Source organism: Rhodocyclaceae bacterium, from assembly GCA_020248265.1.
Taxonomy (GTDB): Bacteria; Pseudomonadota; Gammaproteobacteria; order Burkholderiales; family CAIKXV01; genus CAIKXV01.
The window spans coordinates 49101-66862 of record JADCHX010000013.1 but is presented as its reverse complement, the minus strand read 5'-3'; the positions used below and the strand labels follow the sequence as shown (position 1 = coordinate 66862).

At 67.6% G+C, this 17762-nt stretch carries 15 protein-coding genes; 11 read left to right on the top strand and 4 right to left on the bottom strand.

Annotated elements, in window-relative coordinates; genetic code table 11:
- The first annotated feature begins 34 nt into the window (after nt 1–34).
- The 11 genes from ING98_14500 (at nt 35) to ING98_14450 (ending at nt 14285) form a co-directional block, all read left to right on the top strand.
- A complete protein-coding gene (locus ING98_14500; protein ID MCA3103073.1) occupies nt 35–574 on the top strand; it encodes a DUF4390 domain-containing protein in 540 nt (179 codons plus the stop codon).
- Nucleotides 571–2820, top strand: a complete 2250-nt coding sequence (locus ING98_14495; protein ID MCA3103072.1) for a HAMP domain-containing protein — start codon at nt 571–573, stop codon at nt 2818–2820. The genes ING98_14500 and ING98_14495 overlap by 4 nt, the downstream gene beginning before the upstream one ends.
- A gap of 89 nt (nt 2821–2909) precedes the next feature.
- Complete coding sequence (locus ING98_14490; GenBank protein MCA3103071.1) at nt 2910–4184, top strand: sigma-54-dependent Fis family transcriptional regulator; 1275 nt, start codon at nt 2910–2912, stop codon at nt 4182–4184.
- A 108-nt stretch (nt 4185–4292) separates the two neighbouring features.
- Nucleotides 4293–6317 (top strand): transketolase, encoded by a 2025-nt coding sequence (gene tkt / locus ING98_14485; GenBank protein MCA3103070.1) that lies wholly within the window; start codon nt 4293–4295, stop codon nt 6315–6317.
- Nucleotides 6318–6487: 170 nt separating this feature from the next.
- Nucleotides 6488–7501 (top strand): type I glyceraldehyde-3-phosphate dehydrogenase, encoded by a 1014-nt coding sequence (gene gap / locus ING98_14480; GenBank protein MCA3103069.1) that lies wholly within the window; start codon nt 6488–6490, stop codon nt 7499–7501.
- A 32-nt stretch (nt 7502–7533) separates the two neighbouring features.
- Complete coding sequence (locus ING98_14475) at nt 7534–8718, top strand: phosphoglycerate kinase (protein MCA3103068.1); 1185 nt, start codon at nt 7534–7536, stop codon at nt 8716–8718.
- 51 nt (nt 8719–8769) lie between these two features.
- On the top strand, nt 8770–10206 hold the full coding sequence (gene pyk, locus ING98_14470; GenBank protein MCA3103067.1) for a pyruvate kinase: 1437 nt from the start codon (nt 8770–8772) through the stop codon (nt 10204–10206).
- A gap of 46 nt (nt 10207–10252) precedes the next feature.
- Nucleotides 10253–11281, top strand: coding sequence for a fructose-bisphosphate aldolase class I (locus tag ING98_14465; GenBank protein MCA3103066.1), 1029 nt, complete (start codon nt 10253–10255; stop codon nt 11279–11281).
- Nucleotides 11282–11391: 110 nt separating this feature from the next.
- Nucleotides 11392–12552 carry an MFS transporter gene (locus ING98_14460; GenBank protein MCA3103065.1) on the top strand — a complete coding sequence of 387 codons (1161 nt, stop codon included), beginning with the start codon at nt 11392–11394 and terminating at the stop codon, nt 12550–12552.
- The gene (locus ING98_14455; protein MCA3103064.1) at nt 12549–13985 is read left to right on the top strand and encodes an anion permease; all 1437 of its coding nucleotides are present in this window, start codon (nt 12549–12551) and stop codon (nt 13983–13985) included. The genes ING98_14460 and ING98_14455 overlap by 4 nt, the downstream gene beginning before the upstream one ends.
- A 78-nt stretch (nt 13986–14063) precedes the next feature.
- Nucleotides 14064–14285: a hypothetical protein gene (locus ING98_14450; protein ID MCA3103063.1), complete on the top strand. Its 222-nt coding sequence runs from the start codon at nt 14064–14066 to the stop codon at nt 14283–14285.
- Nucleotides 14286–14464: 179 nt separating this feature from the next.
- On the opposite strand, the gene ING98_14445 is transcribed toward ING98_14450, so the two are convergent.
- The 4 genes from ING98_14445 to ING98_14430 all read right to left on the bottom strand — a co-directional run bounded on the left by ING98_14445 (nt 14465) and on the right by ING98_14430 (nt 17735).
- Entirely contained in the window at nt 14465–15886 is a 1422-nt protein-coding gene (locus ING98_14445; protein ID MCA3103062.1) for a PucC family protein, read from the bottom strand.
- A gap of 155 nt (nt 15887–16041) precedes the next feature.
- Nucleotides 16042–16251, bottom strand: a complete 210-nt coding sequence (locus ING98_14440; GenBank protein ID MCA3103061.1) for a light-harvesting protein — start codon at nt 16249–16251, stop codon at nt 16042–16044.
- Nucleotides 16252–16266: 15 nt separating this feature from the next.
- Nucleotides 16267–16419 carry a light-harvesting protein gene (locus tag ING98_14435; GenBank protein MCA3103060.1) on the bottom strand — a complete coding sequence of 51 codons (153 nt, stop codon included), beginning with the start codon at nt 16417–16419 and terminating at the stop codon, nt 16267–16269.
- Between the two features lie 455 nt (nt 16420–16874).
- Nucleotides 16875–17735, bottom strand: a complete 861-nt coding sequence (locus ING98_14430) for a TauD/TfdA family dioxygenase (protein MCA3103059.1) — start codon at nt 17733–17735, stop codon at nt 16875–16877.
- Nucleotides 17736–17762 lie beyond the last annotated feature (27 nt).

Sequence of the window (17762 nt, the reverse complement as noted above, 5' to 3'; positions counted from 1 at the left end):
GCGCCGCGGCGGAGTTCTGCGGTGGCTGGTCGCCATGGTCGCGACGGCGGCCGTGCTGCTGCTCGCGCTGTCGTCGTCCGTGGCGCGGGCGGACGGGATCGTCGCGCGCAATGCCTCGCTGGAGGCGAGCGATGACGGCTGGCTGCTGTCGACCGATTTCCAGATCACGCTGTCGGCGCCCGTCGAGGAGGCACTGTCCAAGGGCATCACGCTGTTCTTCGTCCTCGAACTCGAAGTCAGCCGTGGACGCTGGTACTGGTTCGACCAGCGGGCAGGGGTCTCCGCACAGACGTACCGTCTCGGCTACAACACACTGACCCGCCAGTACCGGCTGGCGGCCGGCACGCTGTTCCAGAACTTCGCGACGCTCGAGGAAGCGCTCGCCGTGCTCGGGCGCGTCCGGCGCCGGCCCGTGCTCCCGCTCGCCGCGCTGGCGCGCGGCAACACCTACGCTGCGGCAGTGCGCATGCGCCTCGACCTGTCGCAACTGCCGCGGCCGTTCCAGGCGAGTCCTTTCGCAACGCGCGAATGGACCCTCACGTCGGACTGGTACCGGTTCGCGGTGACGCCATGAGCGCATCCGTGACCCCGGGCCGTTCATGGTTCTCGTCGCGTCGCTTCAAGTACGTCTTCGTGCTGCTGGTCGGGTTTGCGGCGGTGCTGCTGTTCCTGCTGTCGACCGCGACCGCGAACACGCAGCTGTTCGCCAATCATTACCGCCAGCTGCTCGCGATCAACGCCGGGCTGGTCGTCGCGCTGCTGGTGCTGATCGGCTTCCAGCTCTACGGGCTGCGGCGCAAGCTCAAGTCGGGTGTGTTCGGGTCCAAGCTCGCATTCCGGCTGGCGATCTTCTTCTCGCTGGTGGCGGTACTGCCGGGCGCGCTGGTCTATGCGGTGAGCGTGCAGTTCATGGCGCGCGGCATCGAGTCCTGGTTCGACGTGAAGATCGACAAGGCGCTCGATGGTGCGCTGGCGCTCGGCCGCTCCACGCTCGACGGCTCGCTGCGCGATCTCTCCGCGCGGGCGCAATCCATGGCGGCGGCGCTGTCCGAACAGGCACCGACCCAGCAGTCAGCCGCGTTGAATCGCCTGCGCGACCAGTACCGCGTCGATGAGGCGGCGCTGTTCAGTCCGCGTGGCACGGCGCTGGCGGTGGCCGGCACCGGCATCGCCGTGATGCCCGAGCTGCCGGTCAGTGCGGTGATGCGGCAGGTGCGTGCGCAGCAGCCGTATTCGTCCATCGAGGCGCTGCCCGACAAGGGGCTCTACCTGCGTGTGGTGGTGCCGGTCAACACGCTGTCGCTGACCGATGACATTCGCGCGCTGCAGGTGCTGCAGCCGGTGCCGCCGGCACTCGCGGCCGCGGCCGAGGCGGTGCAGGTCGGTTACCAGGACTACCAGCAGCTGCAGTTGTCGCGCATCGGGCTCAAGCAGCTGTACGGGTTGACGCTCACGCTGACCCTGCTGCTCGGCCTGCTGGGCGCGTTCGCACTGGCGATCTTCCTGTCCGAGCAGCTCGCCTCGCCGCTGTCGATCCTCGCCGAAGGCACGGCAGCGGTCGCGCGCGGCGACTTCAGCCAGCGCGCGACCGTTGCGAGCAGCGACGAACTGGGCGTGCTCACCGGTTCCTTCAACCGGATGACCCGGCAGCTCGACGAGGTACGCGCCGCCAACCAGCGCACGCAGGCGGAGATCGAGACCGCCAAGGCCTACCTCGAGAGCGTGCTCGGCAACCTGTCGTCGGGCGTGATGTCGTTCGATGCCCAGTTCCGGCTGCGCGCGGCCAACCGCAGTGCCAGCCTGATCCTCGGCGTCGAGCTGGGCGACCTGCTCGGTACGCAGCTGAGCCGGGATGCGGACGGCGCCTCGCCGCTCGCACTGCTGGCGCACGAGCTGCAGTCGCGCTTCCAGCTCGGCGAGCCGGGTGGCGCCTCGCCGGTCTGGGAGGCTCAGGTCGAGTACGGCGCGAAGGGTGCGCGACGCATGCTGCTGCTGCGCGGCTCTCACCTCCGGGTCGACCGCGAGCAGGATGCCGATGTCGGCCATGTGGTCGTGTTCGACGACGTGACCGGGCTGATGCAGGCGCAGCGCGATGCAGCCTGGGGCGAGGTGGCCCGCCGGCTCGCGCACGAGATCAAGAACCCGCTGACGCCCATCCAGCTGTCGGCCGAACGGCTGCACCACAAGCTGTCGGCGAAGCTGGATACGGCCGACGCGCAGATGCTCGAGCGTTCCACTCAGACGATCGTCAACCAGGTCGCAGCGCTCAAGAGCATGGTCGACGCGTTCTCCGAGTACGCGCGCAGCAAGCCCGACATGGCGACCAGCGAGATCGACCTGAACCAGCTCGTGCGCGAAGTGCTCGGCCTCTACGAGGCGGGCGCGCGTACGATCGCCATCGACACCGACCTCGCCACCGGCCTGCCGAAGGTGGTTGGCAGCCCGACGCAGCTCAGGCAGGTGCTGCACAACCTGTTGCAGAATGCACAGGATGCGCTGGGCGACGTGGCGACGCCTAGAATCGTGGTGCGGACCGAGCTGGCAGCAGCCGGTGCCGGGCAGCGTGCATGCGTACGGCTTTCGGTGGTCGACAATGGCTGTGGATTCCCGCCGTCGATGCTCGAGCGGGTGTTCGAGCCCTACGTCACCACCAAACCGAAGGGAACCGGCCTCGGGCTGGCGATCGTCAAGAAGATCATCGAGGAACATCGCGGTTCGATCGAGGCGGGCAATGCAGAGTCTGGCGGTGCCCGCGTCAGTTTCACCGTGCCGGTGGCCGCTGCACGCAGCGACCGGAGCGGGTTGAGTGCAGCAGCCTAGGCCGGCCACGCCCGTCCTGCCCGAACGGGCCAGGCAGGCTGCGGCCCGAGGAGGTCCAGCATGAACGCCAGTACAGTTGACGGAACCGAATGAGCGACATCCTGGTCGTAGACGACGAGATCGGCATCCGCGAGCTGCTCTCGGAGATCCTGCGTGACGAGGGCTACAACGTGCGCCTCGCCGAGAATGGCGACCAGGCCCGGCGCGAGCGCGCCCGCGCCCGGCCCGACCTGGTGCTGCTCGACATCTGGATGCCGGACACCGACGGCATCACGCTGCTGAAGGAATGGGCGCGCGGCGGCCAGCTGACAATGCCGGTGGTGATGATGTCCGGCCACGCGACCATCGATACTGCGGTCGAGTCCACCAAGCTGGGTGCTTCCGATTTCCTCGAGAAGCCGATCGCGCTGCAGAAGCTGCTGTCGACCGTCGGCCGCGTCCTGCGTCGATCCGAGGCAGCGCCGATGCCCGAGCTCTCGCTCGACAGCCTCGGCCGCTCGCCGATGATGGCCGAGCTCAAGCAGCGCCTCGCGCAGCTTCGCGCCGCGCGTGGCCCGGTCGTGCTGGTGGCCGAATCGGGCTGCCGCGCCGAGCTGTGCGCGCAGTACCTGCATATCCCGAACACGCCCTGGATCGAGGTCGAGGACGCGCGCCCGCTGCTCAATTCGCCGCTCGATCTCGCAGCCAGCGCAAACGAAGGCGTGCTCTACATCCCGTCGCTCGGCCAGCTGTCCCGCGCCGAGCAGAAGGGCCTGGCGCTGGTGATGGGCCGCTCCGATCGGCACCGGGCGCGGGTGGTGATCGGCACCGAGCGCGACCTGGCCGATCAGGTCGCAGCCGGCCTGGCCGAGCCGCGCTTGCTCGAGGCGGCGCCGGTCACCCTGCAGGTGCCGCCGTTGCGCGACCATCGCGAAGACGTTCCCGAACTGGCGACGCTGCTGCTTACCCGCATCGTCGAAGCGAGGGAAAGCCCGCCGCGCAGCTTCGACACCGCCGCGCTGAATGCACTGCGCAACTATGAATGGCCGGGCAACCTGCGCCAGCTGGAGCAGATCGTGCGCTCGCTGGCGGTGACCTCGCTCGGCACGGAAGTGACGGCCCAGGACGTCGCGCGCCTGGTCGTCCAGCAGGACGTGCTGCCGGTCGTCAGCCTGCCCGCGGCACAGAATCCGGCCTCCGGGCTCACCTTCGATGCGCCGCTGCGCGAGGCGCGCGATGCCTTCGAGAAGTCCTACCTCGAGCACCATATCGCGCTCGAAGGCGGCAACATGAGCCGCGTCGCGGACAAGGTCGGCCTCGAACGCACCCACCTGTACCGCAAGATCAAGCAGCTCGGCATCCGTACCCGGCGCGCCGACGACTGACCGTTGCAGCACGCGGCGAACGCCGACAGGCCCGATGCGGGATAATCGCGGATTGCCGATCAGGCACCGAACCCCCGACCCGAACGCGCTCCCGGGCGCGCACTGCACATGCCCACTCGCACCGAACTCGCCAACGCGATCCGCGTCCTTTCGATGGACGCGGTGCAAAAAGCCAACTCCGGGCATCCCGGCATGCCGATGGGGATGGCGGACATCGCCGAATCGCTCTGGCGGCATCACCTGAAGCATGACCCCGCCGACCCGCGCTGGGCCGACCGCGACCGCTTCGTGCTGTCGAACGGGCACGGTTCGATGCTGCTGTATTCGCTGCTGCACCTGACCGGCTACGACCTGCCGATGTCGGAACTGGCCGCGTTCCGGCAGCTGCACTCGAAGACGCCGGGTCATCCGGAGTACGGCATCACCGCCGGCGTCGAGACCACGACCGGGCCGCTCGGGCAGGGGCTCGCCAATGCAGTCGGCATGGCACTGGCCGAAGCCCTGCTCGCTGGCGAATTCAACCGCCCGGGGCATGCGATCGTCGACCACCACACCTGGGTGTTCCTCGGCGACGGCTGCCTGATGGAAGGGATCTCGCACGAGGCATGTTCGCTCGCCGGCACGTTGAAGCTGGGCAAGCTGATCGCCTTCTACGACGACAACGGCATCTCGATCGACGGCAAGGTCACCGGGTGGTTCACCGACGACACGCCGAAACGCTTCGAAGCCTACGGCTGGCAGGTGATCCCGGCGGTCGACGGACATGACGGCGAAGCCATCGATCGCGCCGTGGCTGCCGCGAAGGCCGACACCGCGCGCCCGACACTGATCTGCTGCCGCACCGTGATCGGCAAGGGCGCGCCGACCAAGCAGGGCTCGGCCGACACCCACGGCTCGGCGCTCGGCGACAAGGAAGTCGCGGCGACCCGCGATGCGCTGGGCTGGACGTCCGGCCCGTTCGAGATCGGTGCGGATGTGCGTGCGGCCTGGGACGCGCGTGCCCAGGGCGGCGCGGCCAATGCCGCGTGGCGTGCCCGGTTCGCGGCGTATGCGGCCGCCCATCCTGACCTCGCCGCGGAGTACGAGCGCCGGACGGCTGGTGTCCTGCCGGCGGGCTTCCAGGCTGCGGCAGACGCGGCGATCGCGGCGGCCCAGGCGAAGACCGACGCCTTCGCGACCCGGAAGGCCTCGCAGAACACCTTGAACGCGATCGCCCCGGCGCTGCCGGAGCTGATCGGCGGCTCGGCCGACCTCATGGGCAGCGTGTTCACCGACTGGTCCGGCAGCCGCGTGGTGCTGCCCGACGACCATGGCACCTTGCGCGGCAACATCGTGAACTTCGGCGTCCGGGAATTCGCGATGGCGGCCATCACCAACGGCCTGGCGCTGCACGGCGGGTTCATTCCCGAGACCGGGACCTTCCTGACCTTCTCCGACTACTCGCGCAACGCGCTGCGGATGGCGGCGCTGATGGGCCTGCGCAACGTGTTCGTGTTCACCCACGACTCGATCGGGCTGGGCGAGGACGGGCCGACGCACCAGTCGGTGGAGCAGGTCTCGTCGCTGCGCCTGATCCCCAACCTCGATGTGTGGCGTCCGTGCGATGGCGCAGAGACTGCGGTGGCGTGGAAGTCTGCGCTCACCTGCACGACGCGTCCGACAGTGTTCGCGCTGTCCCGCCAGGGCCTCGCACCGCAGCCGCGCAGCGCCGACCAGCTGGCCGGCATCGCGCGCGGCGGCTATGTGCTGGCCGAGGCGGACGGCGGCAAGCCGGCGGTCGTGCTGATCGCCACCGGGTCCGAAGTGGCGCTGGCCATCGCCGCGCGTACCCTGCTGGCGGCGGAAGGCATCGCCGCCCGCGTGGTGTCGATGCCCTGCACGTCCGTGTTCGATGCCCAGGACGCCGCATGGCGGACAGCCGTGCTTCCCCGCAACATCCCGCGTGTGGCGATCGAGGCAGGCGTCTCCGACTTCTGGCGCAAGTATGTCGGTGCCGCCGACGATGGGCGCGGTGCCGTGCTCGGGCTGGACCGCTTCGGTGAATCTGCGCCGGCCGGAGTGCTGTTCAAGCACTTCGGATTCACGGCAGAGGCTGTCGCCGGGCTCGCCCGGTCGGTGATCGCGGCGGGCTGAGATCGCTCGCGCCCCGCAGCGGGCCGTCCCGGTCGTTGCGGTAGACTTGCCGGCTCGCAGGGGCGCCCGGCGCGCCCCATTCCCGCGCCAGGGCGTGCGTTGCGTCTTGCCGCCGCCCCCGCTGACATCCCAGTCTCCCAGACTGCCAAGAAGACTTTCCGGAGGTTTCCATGGCGATCCGTGTTGCAATCAACGGCTACGGCCGCATCGGCCGAAACATCCTGCGTGCGGTGTATGAATCGAACCGCACCAGCGAGATCCAGATCGTGGCGATCAACGACCTCGGAGATGCGCAGACCAACGCCCACCTGACCCGCTACGACACCGCCCACGGCAAGTTCCCGGGCAAGGTCGAGGTCGACGGCGATTGCATCGTGGTCAACGGCGACCGGATCAAGGTGTTCGCGATCCGCAACCCGGCGGAGATTCCGTGGGGCGCGCTGAACGTCGACGTGGTGCTCGAGTGCACCGGCTTCTTCACCACCAAGGAAAAGGCTTCGGCCCACATCAAGGGTGGTGCGAAGAAGGTGATCATCTCCGCCCCGGGCGGCAAGGACGTCGACGCCACCGTGGTCTACGGCGTCAATCACTCGGTGCTGAAGGCGAGCGACACGGTCATCTCGAACGCGTCCTGCACGACCAACTGCCTGGCACCGGTCGCCAAGGTCCTGCACGACCGGATCGGCATCGTGAACGGGCTGATGACCACCATCCATGCCTATACCAACGACCAGGTCCTGACCGACGTCTATCACGAAGACCTGCGCCGGGCGCGCTCGGCCACGCAGTCGATGATCCCGACCAAGACCGGTGCCGCGGCCGCCGTCGGCCTGGTGCTGCCGGAACTCAACGGCAGGCTCGATGGCTTCGCCATGCGCGTGCCGACGATCAACGTGTCCATCGTCGACCTGTCGTTCGTCTCGGCACGCCCGACCACGGTCGACGAGATCAACGGCATCATGAAGGAAGCCGCCGCGATGCCGGGCTGGAAAGGCGTGCTCGGCTACAGCGACGGCCCGCTGGTTTCGGTCGACTTCAACCATGACGCGCATTCGAGCACCTTCGATGCGACGCTCACCAAGGTGTCCGGCAACCTCGTGAAGGTCTGCAGCTGGTACGACAACGAGTGGGGTTTCTCCAATCGCATGCTCGACACCACCCTGGCCCTGATGGCGGCGAAGTAACGCCGGACCCCCGGCGACGTGAGGACAGCACGATGAACATCCGGCGGATGACCGACCTCGATCTTTCCGGCAAGCGGGTGTTCATCCGCGCCGACCTCAACGTGCCGCAGGACGACGCCGGCGCGATCACCGACGACACGCGCATCCGCGCGTCCGTGCCCGGGATCGAGCTGGCCCTCAAGGCCGGGGCACGGGTGATGGTCACCTCGCACCTCGGCCGCCCGACCGAGGGCGAGCTCAGGCCCGAGGATTCGCTGGCCCCGATCGCCGAGCGGTTGTCGCAGCTGCTCGGCCGGCCGGTCGCGCTGCGGCGCGACTGGATCGATGCGGGCGAGGTGGCGCCGGCCGCCGGCGAGGTCGTCCTGCTCGAGAACTGCCGCTGCAACAAGGGCGAGAAGAAGAACGACGAGGCGTTGTCGAAGAAGATGGCGGCGCTGTGCGACATCTACGTGAACGATGCGTTCGGTACCGCGCATCGGGCCGAGGCGACCACCCACGGCATCGCGCGCTTCGCGCCGATCGCCTGCGCCGGCCCGCTGATGGCCGAAGAAGTGAGTGCACTCACCCAGGCGCTCGCACAGCCGAAGCGGCCGCTGGTGGCGATCGTGGCGGGTTCGAAGGTGTCCACCAAGCTCACCATCCTGATGGCGCTGGCGCAGAAGGTCGATCGCCTGATCGTCGGCGGTGGCATCGCCAATACCTTCATGCTGGCCGCCGGCCTGCCGATCGGCAAGTCGCTGGCCGAGCCCGACCTGGTCGAGGATGCGAAGAAGGTGATCGCGATCCTCCGGGCCAAGGGTGGCGATGTGCCGATCCCGGTCGACGTGGTGGTCGCGAAGGAGTTCTCCGCCACGGCGCGGGCGACCGAGAAGGCGTCGACCGAGGTCGCGGCCGACGACCTGATCCTCGACATCGGTCCGAAGACCGCCGCGATGCTGGCCGGGCAGCTGCAGTCGGCCGGTACCATCGTCTGGAACGGGCCGGTGGGCGTGTTCGAGTTCGATGCGTTCGCCGGTGGCACACGGGCGATCGCCGAGGCGATCGCGCGCAGCCCGGCGTTCTCGCTCGCCGGCGGTGGCGACACCATCGCCGCGATCAACAAGTTCGGCATCGCCGACAAGGTCGACTACATCTCGACGGCCGGCGGCGCATTCCTCGAATTCCTCGAGGGCAAGGAACTGCCTGCGCTGACCATCCTGCAGCAGCGCGCCGCCTGATGCACAACGCCGTGGTGCCGGCAGCAGACCGCGACAGATAACGGAGTTCCCATGACCCGTCGTACGAAGATCGTGTGCACGCTCGGACCGGCGAGTACCGATCCCAAGGTGCTGGCTCGGATGATCGAAGCCGGCATGGATGTCGTGCGCATCAACTTCTCGCACGGCACCTCGCAGGAGCATGCCAAGCGGGTCGAGATGATCCGCTCACTGGCGCGCGCGGCCGGACGCACGATCGGCGTACTGATGGACCTGCAGGGGCCGAAGATCCGCATCGGCAAGTTCGAGCATGGCAAGACCGTGCTCAAGCCGGGTGCGAAGTTCATCCTGGACGCCAGCTGCAAGCTGGGCAACGACGAGCGCGTCGGCCTCGATTACGAAAGCCTGCCGCAGGACGTGCGGCCGGGCGACACGTTGCTGCTCAACGACGGCCTGATCGTGCTCACCGTGACCTCGGTCGAGGGGCCGCAGATCCACACCATCGTCGACCAGGGTGGCGTGCTCTCGAACAACAAGGGCATCAACCGCAAGGGCGGTGGCCTGTCCGCGCCGGCACTCACCGCCAAGGACATGGAAGACATCCGAACGGCCGCGGAACTGAAAGCCGACTACCTCGGCGTGTCGTTCCCGCGCTCGGGCGAGGACATCGAGTGGGCGCGCAGCCTGCTGCACAAGGCCGGCGGCAAGGCGCTGATCTGCGCGAAGATCGAGCGCGCCGAGGCGATCACCGCGCTGGAAGAGATCATCGACGCCTCCGACGTGATCATGGTGGCGCGCGGCGACCTCGCGGTCGAAGTGGGCGACGCGGTGATCCCTGCGTTGCAGAAGCGGATGATCCGGCTGTCGCGCGCGCAGAACAAGCTGGTGATCACGGCGACCCAGATGATGGAGTCGATGATCAACTCGCCGATCCCGACCCGGGCGGAGGTCTCCGACTGCGCGAATGCCGTCCTCGACGGCACCGATGCGGTGATGACCTCCGCCGAGACCGCAGCCGGGCAGTTCCCGGTCGAGACGGTGCATGCGATGGCCCGTGTCTGCATCGAGGCCGAGAAGGCCGATCTCGTGGCCAGCGAACAGCGCCGCACCGGCGACGATGCCCCACGCGACGTCGAGAGCGCGATCGGCCGCGCAGTGATGTCCACCGCGAACTATCTGCCGATCAAGGCGATTGCCGCATTGACCCAGAGCGGCAAGACTGCGCAGCTGATGTCGCGCAACGATTCGATGGTGCCCATCTATGCGCTGACGCCGCTGGTCGAGACGCGCCGCCGGGTGACGCTGTTCCGGGGTGTGTATCCGGTGAATTTCGCGGTCAAGTCGAAAGACCCCGAAGAGACGCTCAATGCGGCCGAGGACGAACTGCTCAAGCGCGGCGCGGTGCAGGTCGGCGACCTGATCATCATCACGATCGGCGAGCCGTTCGGCAAGGCCGGCGGCACCAACACGATGAAGATCGTGCGCGTCGGCGAACACCGCAAGCCCTGACCAACCGTATCCGGACCCTTCGTACAACCGTCACAGGAGAACATCGATGGACAAGAAGCTGATGGCCGCCACCGCGGCAGGCATGGTCGCCGCGGGCAAGGGCCTGCTGGCTGCCGACGAGAGCAGCGCCACCGTCGCCAAGCGTTTCGCCGGCGTCAATGTCGAGAACACCGAGGCGAACCGCCGTACCTACCGCGACATGCTGTTCACGACGCCGGGCATCGGCAAGTACATCAGCGGCGTGATCCTGTTCGACGAGACCATCAAGCAGCAGTCGCTCGGCGGGGTCGCGTTCCCGAAGCTGCTCGAAGACCAGGGCATCATCCCGGGCATCAAGGTCGATGGCGGCGCCAAGGACCTGCCGTCGCACCCGGGTGAACTGGTCACCGAGGGCCTCGACAACCTGCGCGGCCGTCTCGCCGACTACTTCAAGCTGGGCGCCCGCTTCGCGAAGTGGCGTGCCGTGATCACCATCGGCAAGGACATGCCGTCGTGGGGCTGCGTCGAGGCCAATGCCCATGCGCTGGCCCGCTACTCGGCCCTGTGCCAGGAGGCGAACATCGTCCCGATCATCGAGCCCGAGGTGCTGATCGATGGCGACCACACGATCGAGCGCTGCTTCGAGGTCACCGAGGCCACGCTGCGCGCGACCTTCCAGGCCTGCTACAGCCAGCGCGTGTCGGCAGAGCACCTGATCCTGAAGGCGAGCATGGTCATCTCGGGCAAGGGCTGCGCGGTGCAGGCGTCCGAAGCCCAGGTGGCCGAGATGACCGTCACCGCGCTGCGCCGCTCGGTGCCGGCCGCGCTGCCGGGCGTGGTGTTCCTGTCTGGCGGCCAGAGCGACGAGAAGTCCGCCGCCCACCTGTCGCTGATGAACGCGACGCACAAGGCCGAGCTGCCCTGGCCGCTCACCTTCTCGTACTCGCGCGCATTGCATCAGGCCGCGCTCAAGGCCTGGTGCGGCAAGCAGGAGAACTGGAAGTCCGCACAGCAGGTATTCGCGCATCGCGCCCGCATGTGCAGCCTGGCATCGCAGGGCAAGTACAGCGCAGCCGAGGAGAAGAAGGCCGGCTGAGCGGCATCGGGCTGCCGGCAGCATGGAAGGGCCGCTCGCGAGCGGCCCTTTTTCGTGTGCCCGGCCGGAATGACCGACAATAGCGCGCTGGCCCACCGCACGGACGCACGATGCTGAACACCGGATCACCGAATGCCGTTCCGATCAGGCTCGCCCTGGCGCTGACGGTGTTCAACTTCATCGGTGCCAATGCCATGCGCGTGCTTGCCACGCTGTACGTGCTCGAGCTGGGCGCGGCGCCCTGGGTGGTCGGTGTCGTCGGCGGCCTGCTGTACCTGTTCCCGCTGCTGCTGTCATGGCCGATCGGTGCGATGGCCGACCGACGCTCGGCGCTCGGCATGCTCGCCTTCGCCGCGGTCTGCGCCATCGTCTCGCTGCTGCTGATCTACCTGTTCCCGGTGCTGCCGATGTTCTTCGTGGCGGCCGCGCTGAACGGGCTCGCGCTCGCGTTCTACCACGTGACGCTGCAGAACCTGATCGGCACCCTGAGCACGGCGGAGGACCGCGCGGCCAACTTCGCCAACTTCAGCCTCGCCGGTGCGCTGACCAGCTTCGTCGGGCCGCTGATCGCCGGCGTGTCGATCGATACCGTGGGTTATTCGTGGGCCTGCCTGATCATCGCCGCGACCTCGGTGATCGTGCTGGTCCTGCTGGGCATCTGGGGCAAGACCCTGCCGCGCCCGCAGCCCAGGGCACAGCGCGAGGCGGCGGCGCGGCTCGTGTTCGACCGCACGCTGGTCGTGATGCTCGTGGTCAGCGGCCTCGTGCAGCTGGGTTCCGACCTGTTCCAGTTTTTCGTGCCCGTGTTCGGTCACCAGATCGGATTGTCGGCCTCGGCGATCGGCGTCGTGCTCGCGTTGCACTCGTCGGCGTCGTTCATCGTGCGCTTCTTCCTGCCGCGGATGATGAAGCGGATATCGGCGAACCAGCTGCTCGTCTGGGTGTTCGCGACCGGTGCCGTCGGGTTCGTGCTTTCGACCTTCGCCGAGGGCGTGGTCACGCTGGGCATCACGGCCTTCCTGTTCGGGCTGGGCATGGGGATCGGCATTCCCCTGACGGTGATCCTCATGTACGAGGCGTCGTCGAAGGGCCGTTCCGGCCAGGCGCTCGGCGTTCGCCTGACCGCCAACAACCTGGTGCGCATGGGCGGGCCGATGGTGTTCGGCGCACTGGGCGCGGTCGTCGGCGTCAGTGGCGTGTTCTGGATCCTCGGCGGCGTGATGGCGATCGGCTGTCTGCTGGCCCGCTCGCAGCGGGCACCATCGCCTTGAGCCACGCGCCGGCGACCGCCAGTCCGTTGCCGGTTCAGCCCGATACCCCGGCCTCGCCCCGCGCGGTGGCCATTGCTGCCGCGGCAGCCGCTGTGTCGATGGCGATGGTGTTCGCGCCGGCGCCCGAGGGCCTTCCGGAAGCGGGCAAGCGGGTCATCGCAGTGGCCGTACTGGTCATCGCCCTCTGGTGTACCGAGGTGGTCCCGGCCGCGCTGACCAGCCTGATCCTGGTGGTAGCGCTGGTGCTCACCGGTGCGGTCCCGGGCTTCGCGCAGGCACTGGTCGGATTCGCCGATCCGGTGGCGTACTTCCTGATCGGCGTGCTCACCATCGGCCTGGCCGTGTCGCACAGTGGCCTGGCCGAGCGAGTCGCGCACTTCTTCCTGCATCGCTCCCGCGGCAGCGCGCACTCGCTGTTCATCCAGTTGCTGCTGGCCTTCCCCCTGATGACCCTGCTGCTGCCCTCGGCCACCACCCGCACCAGCATCCTCGTTCATGTGTACGAAGAAGCGCTGCAGCTCGGGGAGGTCCCGAAGCGCCACCCGCTGTCGCGCGCGATCATGATGGCGCTGAACTCGATCAACCGGCTGGCCTCGACCATCATCCTCACCGGCGGCATCTCGCCGATCGTCGCCGCCGCGCTGATCGGCGGCATCGACTGGAGCCGATGGCTGCTGCTGATGAGTGTGCCCTACCTCGCACTGCTGGCGATCGGGTCGCTCCTGATCTGGCTGCAGTACCGGGGCGGGTTCGGCATGACGCTGAAACAGGCACCCGCCGCCGAGCGGAAACCGCTGACTGGCCTGGAACGGCGCACGCTGGCGATCACCGCAGGCGCATCGCTGCTATGGCTCACCGATTCGCTGCATCACCTGCATCCGGTGGCACCAGCGCTCATTGCCTGGATCCTGCTGCTGTCGCCCCGCATCGGCGTGCTGAGCTGGGGCGACTTCGAGCGCCGGATCGGCTGGGGCAACTTCTTCGTGATCGCCTCTTCGCTGTCGCTCGCCCGTGCGCTGATCGACAGCGGTGCCAGCGGCTGGATCGCAGGGCTGATTGCAGGGGCGGTACCGCAGTTCTCCGGGCAACCGGTACTGGTGATCGTGATCCTGATGGCCGCGTCGGTACCGGTGCGCGTGCTGATCCCGAACATCACCGGCTTCCTGGCGACGACCATCCCGATCGCGATGTCGATCGGGACTGCGACCGGCGTCAATCCCGTGGTCTGCGGACTCGCGGTGATGATCGCCGGCGATGCGGTGCTCTACTACCCGGCACAGAGTGCGTCATCGCTGGCCGTCTACGAGCGCGGCTACCTGACGGCGCCGGAAATCTTCCGCTTCGGCGTGTACATGACGCTGGTCGCCTTCCTGGTGGTGGTGCTGGTCGCACTGCCGTACTGGAACGCAGTCGGCGAGCCACTGCGGGCATGACGATGCCAGCCATGGCCACCGGGCACCGCAGGCTGGCGATTGTTGTATAAAGCGGTGTGTTCCGTGCAGCGAGCAGAAATGGAAACGTCGAACGCGCGCAGCAAGTTCCGCCGCAACCTGGGTTACGGTCTGTCGGCGATCGCCATCGCGGTCGGGCTGAAGTACGGCTTCGACTTCGGCAACCAGATCAGCGGACCGCTGATGGGGGTTGTCGGAGCGATCAGCGGCGCGGTCTTCTGCGCGCTGACGCTGGACTTCATCATCGAGCTCGTCTTCCCTGAACGCAAAGACCGCCAGTAGAGTCAGTAGAGCCGGTGGGCCGGCCCGGCCAGTTTCGGCCAGGCCGACACAGTCATTGCTTCCGGCGGTTGTGCGCGCTGAACATGTTCAGAAGCCACATCGCGCAGACGACTACCCATGCCAACAACAGCAGTTGCCCGATTTCCACTCGAATCTCCTCATCCACGTTGATTGACTGATCACGATCCCGCGAAGGACACCCTGCGCTTGCCGCCGATGAGTGGGAACATCACGACCACCGTGGCAATGAGAAGTGCGATCTCGATGCAGTAGACCGCCATGTAGCCCGTGCTCGGGGCGGCCAGGCCGGCCCCGAACACCTCCCGCGCCGCCAGGGCGGCAACGAGATCGCGGATGATACCGCCAAGCGCGACGGCGACGCCGGCTGCGGTGGCCTGTGCGGCACCCCAGGCACCGAGCGCGAGGCCGATCTGGTCGCGGGGCGCGAGGTTCATGCTGGCAGTCAGCGTGCCGTGGCCGAAAACGCCGCTGCCGAAGCCGAGCAGGAACACACCCGAGACGAACGCGGCCAGGGAGTGCAGCGGACCGGCCGCGATCACCAATCCGAGGGCCGGGATGCCGATCAGCGCGGCCGCGACCGACATCCGGAACGGGTCCGAGCCACGGCTGAGCGTACGCGAGGCGAAGGCGAACCCGATCAGGCCGCCGCCGGCGAGCGTTGCGGTGAGCAGCGTCGTCTGTGCGACGGTCATGCCGAGCACCTGGCCACCATAGGGTTCGAGCAGCACGTCCTGCATCGTGAAGGCCATGGTACCCAGCGCGATGGCGGCCAGTCGGCGGATCGCATGGTCGCCAGCGATGAAACGGCGCCACGCAGCCTGGAAGCTCGGGGTAGCCGGGGGCGCGGCTGCCCCCGTGTTGCGCGGCGGCCGTCGCGTCTCCTGCTTCCACAGGGCGACCGTGTTGAGAACGAGCGTGGCGACGGCCGAGCCCTGGATCACCTGGATCAGCCGGCCCGGGCTGAACTCTTCCAGCAGCACGCCGAAGATGACCGCACTGATCACGGTGCCCAGCAGCAGCATCACGTACATCAGGCCGACGACGTTGGGCTGCGACTCGGCAGGCACCAGGTCGGTCGCCAGTGCGAGTCCGGCCGTCTGTATGGTGTGCAGACCGGCGCCGACCAGCAGGAAGGCCAGCCCGGCACACAGCGGGCCGATCCACGAAGGCCAGGCTGCGGCATTGCCACCGCCTGCCAGCACGAGCAGTGCGAACGGCATGATGGCCAGTCCGCCGAACTGCATCATCGTGCCCATCCACATGAACGGCACGCGCTTCCAGCCCAGTGCTGACCGATGGGTATCCGAGCGGAAGCCCACCAGCGTGCGGAACGGCGCATAGAGCACCGGCAGCGAGATCATCACCGCCACGACCGAAGCCGCGACGCCGAGTTCGACGATCATCACCCGGTTGAGCGTCCCGACGACCAGGACCAGTGCCATGCCGACCGAGACCTGGAACAGGGAAAGGCGCAGCAGGCGCGACAGCGGCACATCCGGCGTGGCCGCATCGGCGAACGGCAGGAAGCCGGACCCCAGCCCGGCCCAGGCGCGCATCACCTTCTGGCTGATCGAGTTCATGGTCCCTGGCGCAGGGTACGGATACCGCGTCCGGTACAGGGCTTCACGGGGGGTGTGCAGGAAATCGGGCGCAACGGCCAGCCTGGGCCGGCGGTTGCAGGACGCGCGGGACCGGGAACAACGGCTACCCGGTCACCGCGCAGTCGACGCGACAGCTACTTCTTCGCTGTCGGCGCGGCAGGAGCGCCAGCTGCGGAGCCCTCCGCCACCACCGTCTTGGTGTTGCCGTTCAGAAAGGCCTTCACCCAGGTGGTGTTCGTGAGCAGTGCGTAGTGCACTGCGAAGGAACCGATCGCACATGCGCCCAGGAACAGCGGCACACCCACGGACGGCTTCACTACGAGCCACAGTTTTCCATAGATCATTTCGTATGCCTCCGATTACTTGAGCCAGGGGGAATAGATGTACGCCAGCAGGTGCGCCAGCGCGGCGATCATCCCGAAAATCTGCGTGCCCTGGATGATGTTCCGGTGCAGCTCTTCCGATTCCCCAACAGTCAGCCCCGTCGGCCACACTTTATTTGGGTCGTCCATCGTGCGATCTCCTTAAGACAGTTGATTTCGTGCGGCGAGCCGCACGCGGGCAATCCGGAGCCATGCTGGCAACAGACCTGTGCCCGACTAGAACTTACTACGCACATGCGACAATGTCACTTGATCTTTACTATTTGTCGTGTCAGATATATATGACACCGAAGTCATTAAGGCGACTCCCGGCCCAGAAGCTGCGGCAGCAGAGCGAGTTCTCCCTAGGAGCGGGCCATCCCCGCTCTGCTCGCAGTGCCGAACCAGCCGTGGAGGCATTTTTGCAACAGGCCAGGCCACGGCGCAGTCCATGACGGGGCGTCGCCCGAGATCGCTGCCGGGCGGCAGGTCCTGCGCAAGCGGTGAAGGACGTCGACGATCCGCCGCATCGCCGAGGTCCTGGGCCTGCGCGGCGTGGTGGACCTGGTCGAGTCGCGCGACGACTCGACCGACCTCGCGCGCGGCTAGAAGGGTACCGAGCCCCTCAGGGTGGTGCGTTCCATCCGCCGCCGCAGCGGCAACTCGTAGTCGATCACGGCGCGATGCTGGGTCGCACAGTTGTCCCAGATCAGGAAGTCGCCCGGCGCCCAGCGGTGGCGGTAGACGAAGCGGTCTTCCTTGAGGTGCTCGAACAGCTTCGCGAGCAGGCTGCTGCTCTCCTCGGCCTCGAGCCCGACGAGCTCCGTCGTATAGGCCTCGCACACGAACAGGCACTTGCTGCCCGTCGCGGGATGGGTGCGTACCGCCGGGTGCAGCATGTCCGGCACCTTCGCGCGCTGCTCGGCGGTCAGTGCCGCGCGCGGCGCGCCCTTGCGCTCGCGCGTGTAGCCGGCAAAGTACGAGTTGACCGCCTTGCGGTCTTGCAGCGTGCGCTTCGTCTCGTCCGGCAGCGCGTCGTATGCGGCGGTCATGCTGGCGAACAGCGTATCGCCCTTCGGCTGGCCATCCTGCATCGGGATCTCGTGCGCATAGAACAGCGAACCCCGGCTCGGTTCGGCCGCGTAGCAGAGATCGGAATGCCAGAAGAACCCGGCGTCGGTGCTGCCGATCGGCTTGCCGTTCTCGATGATGTTCGACACCACGAACAGTTCGGGGTAGCCGGGGCGGCAGCGGTCCTGCCGCAGATGGTGTTCGAGTTCCCCGAACTGCCGGCTGAACGCGATGTGCTGCTCGGGCGTCAGCACCTGTCCCGGAAACACGACGACTTCATGCTCGTGCAGCGCATCCTCGATGGCCTTGAAGGTCGCCGCATCCACCGGCTTCGACAGGTCCACGCCGGTGATGCGTGCGCCGAGCGCGGCGCCGCTGGGAGTGACGGTGATCATCGGTTGCCTCCGGGATATCGTACGGAC

Coding starts and splice junctions, on each gene's coding strand:
- ING98_14435 (MCA3103060.1), bottom strand. CDS start 16,419: ATGGACGACCCAAATAAAGTGTGGCCGACGGGGCTGACTGTTGGGGAA.
- ING98_14465 (MCA3103066.1), top strand. CDS start 10,253: ATGGACAAGAAGCTGATGGCCGCCACCGCGGCAGGCATGGTCGCCGCG.
- tkt (MCA3103070.1), top strand. CDS start 4,293: ATGCCCACTCGCACCGAACTCGCCAACGCGATCCGCGTCCTTTCGATG.
- ING98_14490 (MCA3103071.1), top strand. CDS start 2,910: ATGAGCGACATCCTGGTCGTAGACGACGAGATCGGCATCCGCGAGCTG.
- ING98_14500 (MCA3103073.1), top strand. CDS start 35: ATGGTCGCGACGGCGGCCGTGCTGCTGCTCGCGCTGTCGTCGTCCGTG.
- ING98_14445 (MCA3103062.1), bottom strand. CDS start 15,886: ATGAACTCGATCAGCCAGAAGGTGATGCGCGCCTGGGCCGGGCTGGGG.
- ING98_14460 (MCA3103065.1), top strand. CDS start 11,392: ATGCTGAACACCGGATCACCGAATGCCGTTCCGATCAGGCTCGCCCTG.
- pyk (MCA3103067.1), top strand. CDS start 8,770: ATGACCCGTCGTACGAAGATCGTGTGCACGCTCGGACCGGCGAGTACC.
- ING98_14475 (MCA3103068.1), top strand. CDS start 7,534: ATGAACATCCGGCGGATGACCGACCTCGATCTTTCCGGCAAGCGGGTG.
- ING98_14495 (MCA3103072.1), top strand. CDS start 571: ATGAGCGCATCCGTGACCCCGGGCCGTTCATGGTTCTCGTCGCGTCGC.
- ING98_14430 (MCA3103059.1), bottom strand. CDS start 17,735: ATGATCACCGTCACTCCCAGCGGCGCCGCGCTCGGCGCACGCATCACC.
- ING98_14440 (MCA3103061.1), bottom strand. CDS start 16,251: ATGATCTATGGAAAACTGTGGCTCGTAGTGAAGCCGTCCGTGGGTGTG.
- gap (MCA3103069.1), top strand. CDS start 6,488: ATGGCGATCCGTGTTGCAATCAACGGCTACGGCCGCATCGGCCGAAAC.
- ING98_14450 (MCA3103063.1), top strand. CDS start 14,064: ATGGAAACGTCGAACGCGCGCAGCAAGTTCCGCCGCAACCTGGGTTAC.